11 protein-coding genes and 1 pseudogene are annotated in these 15,910 nt (G+C 73.4%); 4 read left to right on the top strand and 8 right to left on the bottom strand.

The window, feature by feature from the left end; genetic code table 11:
- Window positions 1-19: 19 nt before the first annotated feature.
- The 3 genes from ACWDAK_RS35460 to ACWDAK_RS35450 all read right to left on the bottom strand — a co-directional run bounded on the left by ACWDAK_RS35460 (window position 20) and on the right by ACWDAK_RS35450 (window position 7,114).
- Window positions 20-3,220 carry an ATP-dependent DNA helicase gene (locus ACWDAK_RS35460; protein ID WP_344638347.1) on the bottom strand — a complete coding sequence of 1,067 codons (3,201 nt, stop codon included), beginning with the start codon at window positions 3,218-3,220 and terminating at the stop codon, window positions 20-22.
- A gap of 116 nt (window positions 3,221-3,336) precedes the next feature.
- Window positions 3,337-6,642, bottom strand: coding sequence for an ATP-dependent helicase (locus ACWDAK_RS35455; RefSeq protein WP_427394679.1), 3,306 nt, complete (start codon window positions 6,640-6,642; stop codon window positions 3,337-3,339).
- A gap of 145 nt (window positions 6,643-6,787) precedes the next feature.
- Complete coding sequence (locus ACWDAK_RS35450; protein WP_344638349.1) at window positions 6,788-7,114, bottom strand: MGMT family protein; 327 nt, start codon at window positions 7,112-7,114, stop codon at window positions 6,788-6,790.
- 146 nt (window positions 7,115-7,260) lie between these two features.
- On the opposite strand from ACWDAK_RS35450, the gene ACWDAK_RS35445 reads away from it, so the two are divergent.
- Complete coding sequence (locus ACWDAK_RS35445; RefSeq protein WP_427394680.1) at window positions 7,261-9,918, top strand: flippase-like domain-containing protein; 2,658 nt, start codon at window positions 7,261-7,263, stop codon at window positions 9,916-9,918.
- A 117-nt stretch (window positions 9,919-10,035) separates the two neighbouring features.
- On the opposite strand, the gene moeZ is transcribed toward ACWDAK_RS35445, so the two are convergent.
- The 5 genes from moeZ to ACWDAK_RS35420 form a co-directional block, all read right to left on the bottom strand.
- A complete protein-coding gene (gene moeZ / locus ACWDAK_RS35440; protein ID WP_344638350.1) occupies window positions 10,036-11,214 on the bottom strand; it encodes an adenylyltransferase/sulfurtransferase MoeZ in 1,179 nt (392 codons plus the stop codon).
- 181 nt (window positions 11,215-11,395) lie between these two features.
- Window positions 11,396-12,358 carry an NAD-dependent epimerase/dehydratase family protein gene (locus ACWDAK_RS35435; RefSeq protein ID WP_427394681.1) on the bottom strand — a complete coding sequence of 321 codons (963 nt, stop codon included), beginning with the start codon at window positions 12,356-12,358 and terminating at the stop codon, window positions 11,396-11,398.
- Between the two features lie 83 nt (window positions 12,359-12,441).
- Window positions 12,442-12,795, bottom strand: coding sequence for a hypothetical protein (locus ACWDAK_RS35430; protein WP_344638352.1), 354 nt, complete (start codon window positions 12,793-12,795; stop codon window positions 12,442-12,444).
- Between the two features lie 104 nt (window positions 12,796-12,899).
- Window positions 12,900-13,049, bottom strand: a complete 150-nt coding sequence (locus ACWDAK_RS35425) for a hypothetical protein (protein WP_344638353.1) — start codon at window positions 13,047-13,049, stop codon at window positions 12,900-12,902.
- Between the two features lie 505 nt (window positions 13,050-13,554).
- Window positions 13,555-14,463, bottom strand: coding sequence for an alpha/beta fold hydrolase (locus tag ACWDAK_RS35420; RefSeq protein WP_427394682.1), 909 nt, complete (start codon window positions 14,461-14,463; stop codon window positions 13,555-13,557).
- 268 nt (window positions 14,464-14,731) lie between these two features.
- Between ACWDAK_RS35420 and ACWDAK_RS35415 the strand changes: the two genes are divergently transcribed.
- The 3 genes and pseudogenes from ACWDAK_RS35415 to ACWDAK_RS35405 all read left to right on the top strand — a co-directional run.
- Window positions 14,732-15,388: a TetR/AcrR family transcriptional regulator gene (locus ACWDAK_RS35415; protein ID WP_427394683.1), complete on the top strand. Its 657-nt coding sequence runs from the start codon at window positions 14,732-14,734 to the stop codon at window positions 15,386-15,388.
- 140 nt (window positions 15,389-15,528) lie between these two features.
- Window positions 15,529-15,756, top strand: coding sequence for a DUF3107 domain-containing protein (locus tag ACWDAK_RS35410; protein WP_344638356.1), 228 nt, complete (start codon window positions 15,529-15,531; stop codon window positions 15,754-15,756).
- Between the two features lie 60 nt (window positions 15,757-15,816).
- Window positions 15,817-15,910 (top strand): annotated as a pseudogene (locus tag ACWDAK_RS35405) (MBL fold metallo-hydrolase); the annotation flags it as partial.

Here is a 15,910-nt window from a genome sequence, read left to right as displayed (position 1 = left end):
CTTGAATGCTCTGCGTGACTCATTCTTCACTATTCCCGATCAGGAGCTCGGTCAACTCTTTTCGGCCGGGAAGTCCTGACGGTCTTACGACACGACCGCTGCGGACATAGAGGAACGAAGCCGTGACCTGCTCGGGCTCGACACCCGTCTGCTCCGCCCAGGCCAGCCGGTAGATGGCGAGCTGCAGCGGATCGGCCGTCTCGTCCCGGTGCGTCTTCCAGTCCACCACCTCGTACCGCGACACGCCCGGTGACCCTGTGCCACCGTCACGCTCCCGGTACACCGCGTCGATCCGGCCGCGCACCACCCGCCCCGCGAGCACCAGTTGGAACGGCGCCTCGACCCGGTACGGCGTCCGGTCCGCGTACGGGCTGCGCAGGAAGGCCTCCTTGAGCTGCTCAAGGTCGCGCTCGTCCTCGATCCCGTCGTCGTCCACGCCGGGCAGGGCGCCGGGTTCGATCAGCATCAGCGGCTCGATCCGGGACTGCACCCAGGCGTGGAACCGGGTGCCCCGGCGGGCGGCGGGCTGCGGCGGCCGGGGCATCGGGCGGGCCAACTCGCGGGCGAAGCCGTCCGGATCGGAAGCCAGGCGCATCAATTGGGAGGCCGACATCGAGGCCGGCAGCGGCACCTCGCGCACCGCGCGCCGAGAACGCTCCAACTCCCCCAACAGCGCGGTCAGATCACGGTCCCAGGAGGCCACCTGGCGCTCCACCTCCGGGCTCAACTCCTCGGGCTCGGGGGCGACTTCACCGGCCAGACGGCGGTGCACCAGCTCGGCGACCCGGCGCCGGGCGGCCTGTGCGGCCTCATCCAGCGGCAGCGGCCACGGGGTCTCCACCGAGATGGCCAGCGCCGGGTTCTCGGCATCGGGCAGCGGCGGCTCGGCCCACCGCTCGACCTCGCCGCAGCCCGGCTTCTCGCAGTGCGCCTTCAACTCCAGCAGGAAGCCCGACGGCCCGCGCCGCCGCTTCTGACTGGGCCCCCACCAGTGGCCCGAGGCGAGCAGCAGTGCGCGGGGCCGGGTGAACGCGACGTAGCCGAGCCGCAGTTCCTCGACGGCGGAGTGCTCGGCCATCGCCTTCTTGAAGATCCCGATCTCCTTGGGCGCCCACTTCCCGACCGAGGGCAGGGTGGCCGCGTCACCGCGCAGGGCGTGCGGCAGCACCTTCTTGGTGCTGGTCCAGCGTTCGCGCCCCTTGCCGCTCGGGAACGCGTCCTTCACCAACCCGGGGACGGCGACCACGTCCCACTCCAGGCCCTTGGACTTGTGCGCGGTGAGCACCTTCACGGTGTCCTCACCGCCGGGCAGGCTGCTGTCCAGGCCGCGCTCGTACTCCTGGGAGGCCCGCAGGAAGGCCAGGAAGGCGGTCAGGCCCGGGTCGCCGTCCAGGTCCGCGAAGGAGGCGGCCACGTCCAGGAAGCCGTGCAGGGTCTCCCGGCGGCGCGCGGCCAGGGCGTGCGGGGAGGCGGCGAGCTCCACCTCGAGGCCGGTCACCGCCAGGACCCGGTGCAGCACGTCCATCAGCGGCTCGGCCAGCGTCCGGCGCAGCTCGCGGATCTCCTGGGCGAGCCGGGCGAAGCGCACCCTGGCCTCGGCGGAGAACGGCAGCTCGTCCGGCTGCTCGGCCTCCAGGAAGGTCTCCAGCGCGTCGGCCAGCGAGACCACCTCGGTCGGGTCGGTCTCGGCCACCGCGACGCTCAGCGCGTCCACGCCCTCCGGGCGGGCGGTGCGGACCAGTTCGGCGGCCCGGCGGCCGAGCAGGGCGAGGTCGCGCGGGCCGATCCGCCAGCGCGGGCCGATCAGCAGCCGCACCAGCGCGGCGTTGGCCGTCGGGTCCTGCAGCACCTCGCAGACCGCGACCAGGTCGGCCACCTCGGGCAGCTGCAGCAGCCCGCCGAGCCCGACCACCTCCACCGGCACCTCACGGGCCACCAGTGCCGCGTGGATGTCCGCGAAGGACGCGCCGCCCCGGCAGAGCACGGCGATCCGCCCGGGCGCGGTGCCGGTGGCGACCAGGTGGGCGATGGAGTCGGCCAGCCAGTCGATCTCCTCGGCGTGGGTGGGCAGCAGGGCGCAGCGCACGAACCCGCTCTGCTCCTCCCCCGGCGCGGGGCGCAGCGCCTCGACGCCCTGGTGCATCGCGCGCAGCGGCGCGGCCAACTCGTTGGCGAAGGCGAGCAGCCGCCCGCCGCTGCGGCGGTTCTCGCTGAGCGCGTACCGGGTGGCGGGGCTGCCGTCGCGGCGCGGGAAGTGGGCGGGGAAGTCGTCCAGGTTGGCGACGGACGCACCGCGCCAGCCGTAGATCGCCTGGCAGGGGTCGCCGACCGCGGTGACCGGATGCCCACAGGCGGTGCGCGACCTGCCGAACAGGCCGGAGAGCATCAGCCGCTGAGCCACCGAGGTGTCCTGGTACTCGTCCAGCAGCACCACCCTGAACTGCGCCCGGAGCAGCTCGCCGACCTCGGGGCGCTGCTGCGCGAGCCGGGCGGAGGCGGCTATCTGGTCGCCGAAGTCCATCAGCCCGAGGGCCTGCTTGCGGCGGCGGTACTCCTCGACCAGCTGCAGCAGTTCCAGCCGGGCCCGGGCGGTCTGTGGGACGGCGCGCAGGTCGTCGTTGCTGAGCCTGGCGGTGGCGAGCTCGTCCAGCAGGTCCTGGTCGAAGGTGCGCAGCCCGGCGGGCTCGACCAGGTGCTCGGCCAGCTCGCCGTCGAGCGCGATCAGGTCGGCGACCAGCCCCGAGAAGGCGCCGGTCAGCGCCGGGTAGGGGCCGCGCGCGGAGCGCAGCACCTTGGCGGCCAGCTGGAAGCGGGTGGCGTCGGCGAGCAGCCGGACGTCCGGCTCGATGCCGAGCCGCAGGCCGTGCTCCTTCAGCAGCCTGCCTGCGAAGGCGTGGTAGGTGGAGATCTCCGGCTCGCCCAGCACCTCCTCGTCGGCGTCCAGCACCCGGGCCCGGCGCAGCGCGTCCCGGACGCGTTCGGCCAGCTCGCCCGCCGCCTTGTTGGTGAAGGTGAGTCCCAGCACCTCCTCGGGCCGGACCGCACCCGAGCCGACCAGCCACACCACCCGGGCGGCCATCACCGTGGTCTTCCCCGACCCGGCTCCGGCCACGATCACGGCGGGCTCCAGCGGCGCGCCGATCGCCGCCATCTGCTCCCGGTTGAACGGGATGCCAAGCAGTTCCTTCAGCTGTTCTGGGTCACTGAGCACGGCACGCACGCACTCCAAGCTAACCGGTACCTCCGACAAACCGGTGTGCCTGCCGGAGCGCGCGGCTTCCCGCGCTCCTGTCGATTGCCCCGCCTGCCCCCGAGGAGTCCCTGGCTCCGCCGGCCTCACTCGATCAACTGGCGCCCGTCGCGCTGGGCCGAGCAGCTGCTGCGGAAGGCGCAGCGGGTGCAGCCGTCACTCGCCGTCGGCACGAAGCGCTCGGCGAGCACCCGTCCCGCCGCGTCCGCGAGCAGGTTCTCGATCCACGGCTCGCCGTCCGGCGACCCCTGCTGTTGGACCTTGGGCGCCTCGGGGGCACCCTTCGCGGGCTCCCGCAGGTGCACCAGCTCGGCCCCGCCGGAGATGGCGCCGGACTCGAACCCGGGCAGGCCTGCGAGCGCTCCGCCCCGGACGGCGAGCTGGTAGACGGCCAGCTGCTTGTGTTCGGGCAGCGACTTCTCGGTGGGGATCTGCTTGCCGGTCTTGAAGTCCACCACGTACGCGCGGCCGGCCGCGTCCCGCTCGACCCGGTCCATCGAGCCCCGGATCCGTACGTTGATCGCGCCGACCGGCAGGGTGAGGTCGAAGCCGTGCTCGGTGGCCACGGTGGTGCGGCCGCGTTCCAGGACGTGCCAGTGCAGGAAGCGTTCCAGGGCGGCGCGCGCCTGCTCCTTCTCCTGCTGGGACTTCCACGGCGCGTCGAAGGCCAGCGCGTCCCAGACCGTGTCCAGGCGCTCCATCAGCACCGCCAGGTCGGCCGGGGTGCGCCCCGAGCCGACCTCGTCGGCCAGGGCGTGCACCACGTTGCCGAACCCCTGGGCGGCCGTGGCGGTCCCGGCGGCCTTGACGTCCTTGTCCAGGAACCACTGGAGCGCGCAGCTCTCCAACTGCTCCAGCCCGCTGCCGGAGAGCCGGACCGGTTCGGCCGCCTCCCGCAGCGGCTCGGCGGACTCCGACCGGTCCAGCAGGCCCCACCAGCGGTCCGGGTGCGCGGCCGGGACCAGCGGCACCCCGTCCTCGTCCACGGCGGCGGCCAGCACGGCCAGCCGCTCGGCGGCGGCCCGGCGCAGCCCGGGCTCCAGCGCCGGGTCGACGGTGACCGCCCGCAGCTCGGCGACCAGCGCGGACACGGACAGCGGGCGGCGCGGCCGATGGGTCACGTCCTCGACGGCGACCTGCGGGGTGCGGTTGCGCACCCGCCCGGTCCTCGGGTCGATCTCCTCCCGGTACAGCTCGCGCAGGAAGCGGGAGGGTTCGTCGCCGTCCTCGGCGGGCGCCTTGACGGCGGTCACGACCAGCCGCTCCTTCGCCCGGGTCGCGGCGACGTAGAAGAGCCGGCGCTCCTCGCCGAGCAGGGCCGTCGGGGAGAGCGGTTCGGCGAGGCCGTCCCGGCCGATCCGGTCGGCCTCCAGCAGCGAGCCGCGGCGGCGCAGGTCCGGCCAGAGGCCGTCCTGGACCCCGGCGACCACGACCAGCCGCCACTCCAGTCCCTTGGACCGGTGGGCGGTCATCAGCCGCACCGCGTCCGGGCGGACGGTCCGGACGGTCAGGGTGTCGGCGGCGATGTCCTGGGCCTCCAGTTCGGCCAGGAAGTCCAGCGCGCCCCGGTGGCCCGCGACCTGTTCCTCGGCGCGGGCGGCGGTCTCGAACAGCGCGCACAGCGCGTCCAGGTCGCGGTCGGCGTTGCGGCCCGCCGCGCCGCCGCGCAGCGCGGCCCGCTCCAGCCGCTCGCGCCAGCGGCGGCTGCCCTCCCACAGCTCCCACAGCGCCTCCTCGGCGCCGCCGCCACCGGCCAGCAGTTCCCGCACCTTGCGCAGCAGCGTGCCGAGGTCGCGGGCCCGCCGCGCGTACGCCGGGTCCATCGCGACCAGCCGCTCGGGCTCGGCCAGCGCTTCTCGGATCAGCTCCTCGGCGGAGCGTACGGCCCCGGGCCGCCCGTCCGCGGCCCCGTCGGTGTCCGCCGCCCGCAGCGCCTGCCGCTCCTCCTCGCGCAGGGCGCGGCCCAAGCGCCGCAGGTCGGAGCCGTCCAGGCCGCCGAGCGGGCCGGTGAGCAGGGTGTGTGCGGTCTCGGCGGTGCACTCGTCCGCCGGGCGGGCGCAGACCCGCAGGGCGAGCAGCAGCGGGGCCACGGCCGGTTCGCCGCGCAGCGGCAGGTCGTCGCCGTCGATCTCCAGCGGGACCCCGGCCGCGCCGAGCGCCCGCCGTACGCCGGGTATGGAGCGTGCCCCGGCCCGGACCAGGACCGCCATCTCGCCCCACGGTATGCCGTCCTCCAGATGGGCGCGGCGCAGCAGATCGGCGATGCTGTCGAGTTCCGCCCCCGGGGTCGGGTAGGTGTACACCTCGACCCGGCCGCCCTCGCGGGAGGGCAGCAGCGCCCGGTGCTGGGCGAGCTTGTCCGCGGGCAGCCGGCCCATCGGCATCCGGCGGGTCAGCTCCCGGGTGGCGGCGAGCAGCACCGCGCCCGAGCGGCGGGACACCCGCAGCACCCTGACCTCGGCGGGACGGCCGTCGGCCCGCGGGAAGGACTCGGGGAAGTCGAGGATGCCGTTGATGTCGGCACCGCGGAAGGCGTAGATCGACTGGTCCGGGTCGCCCACCGCGACCAGGTCCCGGCCGTCGCCCGCCAGCTGCCGCAGCAGCCGGACCTGGGAGGGGTCGGTGTCCTGGTACTCGTCCACGAAGACGACCTCGTACCGCTCGCGCAGCGACTTGCGCACCTCGGGCCGCTCGGCGAGCAGGACCGCGCGGTGCACCAGCTCGGCGTAGTCGAGCACGCCGCGCAGGTCCAGGACGTCCAGGTAGTCGGCGAGGAAGTGCGCGGCGGCGGCCCAGTCCGGACGCTGCACCCCGTCCGCGAAGCGGCTCAGCTCCGCCTCGCCGAGGCCGAGTTCGCGGCTGCGGGCGAGCACGGCGCGGACCTCGTCGGCGAAGCCGCGGGTGGTCAGGCAGGCGCGCAGGTCCAGCGGCCAGCTGATCCCGCCCACGCCCGACCTGGCGTCCTCGGCATGCCCCGCCAGCAACTCGCGGACCATCACGTCCTGCTCCGGGCCGGAGAGCAGCCGCAGCGGCTCGGCGTACGCCTGGGGGTCCTGGTGGGAGCGGAGCAGCGCGTAGCAGAAGGAGTGGAAGGTGGTGGCCTGCGGGGCGAGCCCGCCGTTGCCGAGGCGACCGGTCATCCGGTCACGCAGCTCCATCGCGGCCTTGCGGCTGAAGGTGAGGACCAGGATCTTCTCGGGGTCGGTGCCGCGCTCGATCCGCCGGACCACCGACTCCACCAGGGTCGTGGTCTTGCCCGTCCCCGGGCCGGCCAGCACCAGCAGCGGGCCGCCCGGGTGCTCGGCCACGGCTCGCTGGTACTCGTCCAGTACGGGCGGGGCGGGCTGCGCGAGGGGGCTGCGCACCAAACGGAAAGGGGAGGTCACGAACATCCTGGGCAGATCGGACAGCGGGCGGGCCGCTCCGGCCCATGACCAACGAGCCTACGGTCCCCGGCCCGCAACCACGCAACGCCCCGGGGGCGCGGGGATCCGCGCGCGCAACCGGAAACCGCCGGGTTCGTACTCCCGTGATCGGCTACCGTCCGTCCCAGCGGGCGCGGCGGAGGTCGACCCGCATCTCGCCGCCGACGGTGCGCAACGGGGTGCCCTCCTCGCGGTAGTGGCCCAGCGCACGGTGCTCGTGTCCGGGCAGCGGCCGCCCGTCCGCCCGGATCACCCGCCACCAGGGCACCGCTCCGCCGTACAGTGCCATTACCCGCCCGACCTGCCGGGGCCCGCCCTGGCCGAGGTACTCGGCGACGTCGCCGTAGGTCATCACCCGGCCCGCCGGGATGCGCTCGGTAAGGTCGAGGACCGACTCGGCGAAGGGCGGCAGACCACCCGCGTTCGTACTCTCCGTCATCGGGGTGATTCTTCCCCATCCGACCGATCGGAGGAATGCCACTTGCGCGTGGCCCGCCGCGCCCGATACTGCCCCTGTCCAGCGGTACCCCGCCGGGCATGCCACCATCTTCGGGGCGGTGAGTGGTGATACGAGGACAAGACCAGATGACCGGGACGGCAGGCGTGGACGTGGACAGGGGCTCCGAGGGGCCCGCCACCGGCCACTCCCGCGCAGCTTCGGGGAAGGTCCCGTCGCGACGGCCGGCACCGCAGAGACGGGTGTCGTTGATCAAGGGGGAGAAGCACGTGCGGGAGGGCGAGCCGGGACGCAGCATGCTCGCCGTCGACGAGCCGCTGCTCGCTGCCCGCGCGCACCGGCCGTCCGACCTGATCCGGTTCCTCGCCGGGCTCGCGGGCATCGTGGCGCTCTTCCTGGTGGCTCGTTTCGCCATCTCGACCACCACGGGCCTGGAGAACGACATCTCCGTCAACGCCCACCGCATCCCGAGCGTGATGAGCACCATCGCCGCCCTGGTCTCCAGCGTGGCGGTGCTCGCCGTGCCGCTGGCCTTCGCGGTGGAACGGCTGATCAAACGCGACGGCCTGCGGGTCGCCGACGGCGTGCTCGCCTCCGTGCTCTCCTACGGGGTCTCGCTCGGCGTGGACTGGTACGTCGCGGCCGGCGCTCCGATGGCGATCCGGGACGCACTCACCCAGCTGCCGCCGGGCGGCGGGCAGACCCTGACCGACCCGGTGCACGGCTATCTGGCCCCGGTGATCGCCTACATGACGGCGGTCGGCATGTCGAGCCGCCCGCGCTGGCGGGTGGCGCTCTGGGTGGTGGTCGTCCTCAGCGGCCTGACCGAGCTGGTCAGCGGCTACACCACGCTGCTCTCACTGATCCTGACGGTGCTGATCGGCTGGTCCGTGGCGTACGGCACCCTGTACGCGATCGGCTCGCCGAACATCCGCCCCACCGGCCAGCACCTGCTGATCGGCCTGCGGAAGGTCGGTTTCGCGCCGGCGGGCGCGGTCCGGGCCCCCGACGCCCCCGGCGGCACCCGCCGCTACTACGTCCAACAGCAGGACGGCCCGGAGCTGGACGTCCACATCATCGACCGCGAGCAGCAGGCCTCCGGCTTCTTCTACCGGGCCTGGCGGCGGCTGCGGCTGCGCTCGGTGGCCGTCCGGCGCAGCCCGCAGTCGCTGCGCCAGGCGCTGGAGCAGGAGGCTCTGATCGCCTACGCGGCAGCCGCCTCCGGCGCGGTCTCGCCGCAGTTGGTGGCCACCTCCGAGCTCGGGCCGGACGCCGCGATCCTGGTCTACGAGAAGATCTCGGGGCCGACCCTGGACGAGCTGGCGGACGAGGAGATCACCGACCAGGTGATGGCCTCGCTCTGGGAGTCGGTCGGCGCGCTGCACGAGCGGCGGATCGCCCACCGCAGGCTCACCGGCGAGTCGATGCTGGTGGTGGACGGGAAGACCGGCTGCCTGGTGAACCTCTCCGGCGGGGACATCGCCGCCGGTGACCTGGCACTGCGGATCGACGTCGCCCAGTTGGTCACCACCTTCGCGCTGCGGGTCGGCCCGGAGCGCACGGTGGCCGTCGCCAACCGGGTGCTGGGTGCCGACAAGGTCGCCGCCGCGCTGCCGCTGCTCCAGCCGGTCGGGATGAGCCGCTCCACCAGGGTCGACCTGAAGCGACTCACCAAGGAGCGCAAGGCCGCCGCCCAGGCGCTGGCGCTGGAACAGGTCGCGGCGGGCGAGCGGACGCAAGCGCAGGCCGAGGAGGACATCGCGGCCGCCGGCGAGGACATCGCGGCCGCCGGCGAGGACCTGCTGAGCCGGATCCGCGGCCAGATCCTGCAGATCGCGCCCGAGGCCCCGATGGCCCCGGCGAAGCTGGAGCGGCTCAAGCCGAAGACCCTGATCATGGTCATCGCGCTGACCTTCGCCGCGTACCTGGCGCTGACCACCATCCAGCCCGCGCAGCTCAAGCTCTCCCACATGAACTGGGTCTGGGCTGCGGTCGCGCTGGCCGCCGCCGCGGCCAGCTACGGCGCCGCGGCGATGAGCCTGACCGGCTTCGTACCGGAGCGGCTGCCGTTCGGGCGGACGGTGGCCGCACAACTGGCCGGGTCCTTCGTCAAGCTGGTGGCGCCGGCCGCGATCGGCGGCATCGCGCTGAACACCCGCTACCTGCAGAAGGCGGGTATCCGCTCGGGACAGGCGGTGGCGAGTGTCGGCGCCTCCCAGCTGGCCGGGCTCGGCGGACACCTGCTGCTGCTGTTCAGCTTCGGCCTGATCACCGGCACCCAGACCAGCGGCGATCTCGGCGCCTCCCGGGCGGTGATCATCGGCGTGCTGACGGCCGCCGTGCTGGCGCTGGTGGTCGCGGCGGTGGCGCCGCTGCGGCGGTTCGTGGTGACCCGGGTCCGCTCGCTGTTCTTCGGCGTGGTCCCCCGGATGCTCGACCTGATGCAGACGCCGCGCAAGCTGATCACCGGCTTCGGCGGCATCCTGCTGCTCACCCTGAGCTTCACCGCCTGCCTGAACGCCTCGATCCAGGCCTTCGGCGGGACGCTGAGCTTCTCGGTGGTGGCCGTGGTCTTCCTGACCGCCAACGCGGCCGGATCCGCGATCCCGACCCCGGGCGGTATCGGCCCGGTCGAGATCGCGCTGATCGGTGCCCTCACGGTGGCCGGCGTCTCCCCGACCGTCGCCACCCCGGCGGTCTTCCTCTACCGCCTGCTGACCTTCTGGCTGCCGGTGCTGCCGGGCTGGATCGCGTACAACGTCCTCCAGCGCAAGAACGCGCTCTGATCAACCGGTCGTCCCTGCGCACCGGCGGCGGCGCCGGGACCGCACGCCGACCGTGCCCCGCTGGGGAACGGAGGGCGACTCCCCGGCTGCCCCGGGGAGTCGCCCTCCGCCGTCGACTCAGTACGTCGGCTTGTGCGGCTCGATCTGGCTGACCCAGCCGATCACGCCGCCGCCCAGGTGGACCGCGTCGGCGAAGCCGGCAGACTTCAGCACGGCCAGCACCTCGGCCGAGCGGACACCGGTCTTGCAGTGCAGGACGATCTTCTTGTCCTGGGGCAGCGTCTCCAGCGCGGCGCCCATCAGGAACTCGCCCTTGGGGATCAGCCTGGCGCCCGGGATGTTGACGATCTCGTACTCGTTGATCTCGCGGACATCGATGATCTCGATGTTCTCGCCGCTGTCGATCCACTCCTTGAGCTGCTTGGAGGTGATCGTCGAACCGGCCGCGGCCTCCTGGGCCTCCTCCGAGACGGCACCGCAGAAGGACTCGTAGTCGATCAGCTCGGTGACGGTCGGGTTCTCACCGCAGACGGCGCAGTTCGGGTCCTTGCGGACCTTGACCTGGCGGTAGGTCATCTCCAGGGCGTCGTAGATCATCAGGCGGCCGACCAGCGGGTCGCCGACGCCGGCGAGCAGCTTGATCGCCTCGGTGACCTGGATCGAGCCGATGGACGCGCAGAGCACGCCCAGCACGCCGCCCTCGGCGCAGGAGGGGACCATGCCCGGCGGCGGGGCCTCCGGGTAGAGGCAGCGGTAGCAGGGGCCGTGCTCGGCCCAGAAGACGCTGGCCTGGCCGTCGAAGCGGTAGATGGAGCCCCAGACGTACGGCTTGCCGAGCAGCACCGCGGCGTCGTTCACCAGGTAGCGGGTGGCGAAGTTGTCCGTGCCGTCCACGATCAGGTCGTAGCCGGAGAAGATCTCCATGACGTTGTCGTTGTCGAGACGCTCGTCGTGGAGGATCACGTTGACGTACGGGTTGATCTCCTTGACCGAGTCCCGCGCCGACTCGCCCTTGGAGCGGCCGATGTCGGACTGGCCGTGGATGATCTGGCGCTGGAGGTTCGACTCGTCGACGACGTCGAACTCGACGATGCCGAGCGTGCCGACACCGGCCGCGGCCAGGTACATCAGGGCGGGCGAGCCGAGGCCGCCGGCGCCGACGCACAGCACCTTGGCGTTCTTCAGCCGCTTCTGCCCCGCCATCCCGACATCCGGAATGATCAGGTGACGGGAGTACCGGCGGACCTCGTCAACGGTGAGCTCGGCGGCCGGCTCAACCAGGGGTGGCAGCGACACGTGGACTCCGATGGTCGTCAGTTCTGTACAGCTTTCGATTCCGCTTAAGCCAACAGTGTCACGCCGGGCCACTATTCCGAGACAGCATGTCCGACTAGCGAGACGGGCACCGCCGGATGGTGGACTGGCCGCCGAGGACCGTCCGGCGCCACCACCGTTGCCGGACACGCCTTGTGCACGGTCAGACCCGGCAGGCCGTCTCCAGCCAGATGTCACCCAGGGACTCCTCCAGCGGCACCAGTGCCCGCCATCCGAGACGGTCCCTGGCGGTCCGCACATCGGCCTGCCGCCACTGCACCGGCTCCAGCACCGGACGGGCCTCCACCGGCCGGTACGGCTCGGCGGCCCGGTGGCCGGGGTCTGCCGCGCTCTGGCTCGGCACCAGCACCTGGCGGGCATCCTCGCTGATGGAGCCATCGAAACCGGCGGCCCTGACCAGCAGCTGGGCCGCGTCCCGGGCCCGGACCGCATGGCCGGTACCGACGTTGATCACGCCGGTGGCGGCCGAGACCGCCGCCGCCTGGATCGCCCTGGCGACGTCCCGGACATCCACGAAATCCCGGTATCCGGACAGGTCCGGCATCCGCACCTGCCGCTCGTCCTGCTCCAGCGCCCGGCGCAGCCCCTCGGCGAGCCGCCCGAACAGCGAGGCCGTCGGCGACCCCGGGCCGACCACGTCGAAGACCCGCAGCACCGCCGCGTCCAGCCCCGAGGAGACCACCAGTTCCGTCCCCGCGAGCTTGGACACCCCGTACGGGCCGACCGGCCGCGGCTCGGCACCCTCCGGGATCGGCACGCCCGAGGGCATCGGACCGTACTCGGCCGCCGACCCGACGTGCACCAGCCTGGCGGGCTCCCGGCTGCGCCGGATCGCCTCGCACACGGTGGCGACCGCGAGGGTGTTCGCCCTGATCAGGGTCCGCGAGGAGCCGTAGGTGGCCCCGGCGCAGTTGATCACCACCTGCGGGACCACCGCGTCCAGGAACCTGGCCAGCGCCCCGGGACTGCCCGCCGTCAGGTCGAAGCGGATGTCGGCCGAGTCGCGGCGGCCGAGCACGGTCACCTGGAGTTCGCCGTCGGCCATCAGACGGTCGGCGACCCGGCGGCCGATGAAACCGTCGGCCCCCAGCAGCAGCACCCTCATCGGGGGTGTCCTTCCACGACGCCGCCCCTCGCGGGCACGGCAGGTTACGGGTGTTAAGTCAGTCGAGTACGGACGGGGCCGGGTCAGAGCGGCGGAGCGGCCGGCCGGTACCCCCCGGGACGGCCGAGCACCGCCCAGGCGCAAGGCGGCAGCAGCGCGGACACCCGGCCCACTGCGGCGGCCGGCAGGCCCGCCCCGGCAGCGGGTCCCGGATCGAGCGCGGCCAGGACTGCGAGCGCCGCGAAGGAGAGCACGGCCGGCAGCGCCGGGTGCAGACCGATCGCGACCAGCAGTACGGGACGCGTCCGGGCGCGGAAGGCGGCCGCCGTGCCTGTCGGGCCCGGTCCCGGCCCGGCCCCCGCCAAGCCGGCCGCGATGGCCAGCGGGGCGACCGTCTGCTCGCAGACGGACCGATGGCGCTCGGTCAGCTCCCGCACCGGGCCCCCCGACCGGGCCTGAACCGACGGGTGCTCCCGGCCGGCCGCCGCCCCCGGCCGCACCTCCGCCGCCGGGGGCGGTAACGGCTCCTCATGGCGGCCCATCAGACCGCCTCCGCCAGTGCGCCCGGCTCCGCCGGGCCCGTCACCACCCGGATCCGGTCGAGGTGCGCGCCGCAGCGCTGCTGCCATCGCCGGCCGCACTCGCTGCCGGGGGTGAGCTCGGCGGCCTGCCGGTACGTTTCCTCAGCCAACAGCCGATCGCACCAACCCTCCTCGGTACGCCGCGTGTCCGGGCGGGTGCCCTCGGTGAGCGGAGCGACGCGCACGACAACCTCCAGAGCAGGGCGATCGGGGCCGGACGGCTGCCGGCGGCAGGCCAGACCTGGACCCGCCGAGCCCGCCCCGCCGCGGGATCCGGTACCCGGCGGCCCGGCGCTCGGCGGAAGCGCGACACTCCGGGAGGGCAGCACCCGCTACGGGCCCGGCACGCTCGACCGTTGGCCCGCACAGCCGCCCCGCGGGGCACCGGCGGCTGCTACTCCCCCACACCTGTTCGGTCCGACACCACGAAGGTAGAACCAGACCCCGGCCCCTCCTCGGTCACCCGCCCGGTTGCCACCTGAACGAGTGAACCCACGTGACCTCCACCGGCGCAGCACGTTTCGGCCCGGCAACCTGCCCTCGGGCGGCGCCCCGCTCGCGCCGCCCCGGCCGGACGCGTCGCTCCCCGCGCCCCGCGGGTTCCGCGCGGCGCGGTCAGATCTCCGCGAGCAGCTCCCGGACCGCCCGCGCCACCGGCTCCGGGTGCTCCATCATCGCCACGTGCCCGGAGTCCGGCAGCACCAGCAGCCGCGCGTCGGCGAAGGCCGCGCAGGCCCGCCGCGCCGACCGGTACGAGACCAGCTTGTCCTTCAGCCCGTACACCAGCAGCACCGGCGCCTTCACCTGCTCGGCCTGCCGCCACAGCGCCTGGTCGCCGCGCTCGGTGTAGGCGGAGACGATCCCGCGCGCCGAGCCGACCATCGCCTGCATCGCGTACGGGACGCCGAGCCGCCGCCGGTACTCGTTCACCGCGCGCTCCCGCCGCCCGGCCGGTACCGCGACCGGGTCGCCGTAGACCAGGTCGAGGAAGCCGTCGGTGGCCTGCTCGGGGGTGCGGCGGCCGGCCGGGATGCGCCGGAGCAGCGCGGGCACGCCGGGCACCGCGAGCAGGCCGGTCGGCCATGCGGTGCGCTGCGGCGGCAGCTCGGGCAGGGCGGGCGAGATCAGGGTGAGGCTGCGCACCAGGTCGGGACGGAGTGCCGCCAGCCGGACGGCCACCGCGCCGCCCAGCGAGTTGCCGAACAGGTGCACCGGCCCGCGCCCGGACGCCTCCAGGTAGCCGATCACCGCCCGGACGTGACCGGAGACGGAGAGGTTGCCGTCCTGCGGCGGCCCGGAGTGGCCGAAGCCCGGCAGGTCCAGGGCCTCACCGGAGACCTGGTCGGCGAGGGCCGCCATGAGGTCGGTCCAGTTGTCGGCGGAGCCGCCCAGTCCGTGGACGAAGAGCGCGGGCGGCAGGCCCGCGCTGTGGGGCGAGGGCCCGCTCACCGAGAGGACCGCCCCGGGAACCGCGACGGTACGGACCGGCGCGACCTCGGACCCAACCTGCTGCTCAGCGCTCATGGAGGACGATGGTAGGGGGATCGGATTATCCGGAACCAGGCCCCCACCCCCGCCGAACAGTTCCATCTCGCCCTCTGGACAGCGCGGCCCGGCGCCGTATTGTGGGCTCCCGTTGTGGGCGCCCACCAAGGCTTTCCTGCGCTTTTCTCGCCTGCACCAGGGGCAGATCCCATTACTCAAAAGTAGAATCAGTGACCTTGCCAGCTATACCCGGCACACCGTCCACCCGATGGGCGCGCTGCCGCAGACCGTCAAGTGAGGAGCGCCCGTGACGGCCATCCAGGAGGCGCAGGAGCGCCCGCGCGGTGCCCGCCTGCCGCGAAGCGCCCGCCGTGAACAACTGCTCGGTGCCGCGCAGGAGGTGTTCGTCGCCCACGGCTACCACGCCGCGGCCATGGACGACATCGCCGACCGCGCCGGGGTCAGCAAGCCGGTGCTGTACCAGCACTTCCCGGGGAAGCTGGAGCTCTACCTCGCACTGCTGGACAAGCACTGCGACGCCCTGGTGGAGGCCACCCGCCAGGCACTCTCCGCGACCACCGACAACAAGCAGCGGGTCGCCGCGACCATGGAGGCGTACTTCAACTACGTCTCCAGTGAGTCCGGGGCGTTCCGGCTGGTCTTCGAGTCCGACCTGACCAACGAGCCGGCCGTGCGCGAGCGGGTCGAGCGGGCCTCGGACGCCAGCGCGACACTGGTCAGCAAGGTGATCGCGGAGGACACCGACCTGCCGGAGGCGGAGTCCAAGCTGCTCGCCGCCGGAGTCTGCGGCCTGGCCCAGATCACCGCCCGCTACTGGCTCTCGCAGGGGCTGGAGATCCCCCGTGACGAGGCCGTCCGGCTGGTGGCCAGCCTGGCCTGGCGCGGCCTGAAGGGCTTCCCGATGCATCCGGGCGAGCAGACCAGGGAGGCGCCCGCCGGCTGAGCGGGCACCCGGGCGATCCCCGGACCTTCGACCTGCGGCGGTGCCGGTGCTCTAAGGTGAAGCCGTACGGCGCGATCACCACGAACACACGTTCTAATGGCCCGCGCATGGATGGCTGCAACCCTGGAGGGAAGGAAGCCGTGGAGGTCAAGATCGGCGTGCAGAACGCGCCCCGCGAGATCGTTCTTGAGAGCTCGCAGTCCGCCGACGAGGTCGAGAGCGCGGTCGCCAAGGCACTGGAGGGCACCTCGAAGGTCTTCTCGCTGGCCGACGAGCACGGCCGCCGCGTCATTGTCCCGGCCGACCGCCTGGCCTACGTCGAGATCGGCGAGCCGAGCACGCGCAAGGTCGGTTTCGGCACCGTCTGAGGCGGTCACCGCCGCAGGGCTCCACGGCGTTGCCCCGCTCCTCCTCGTGAGGGGCGGGGCGACTCGCCCTGCTCCAGCTACCTGGTCGAGGCCGACGGCTACCGCGCCGTCCTGGATCTCGGCAACGGCGCCCTCGGTGCCCTGCAGAACTACT

Source organism: Kitasatospora sp. NPDC001175, from assembly GCF_053598215.1.
This window is presented reverse-complemented; position numbering and strand designations above follow the sequence as displayed.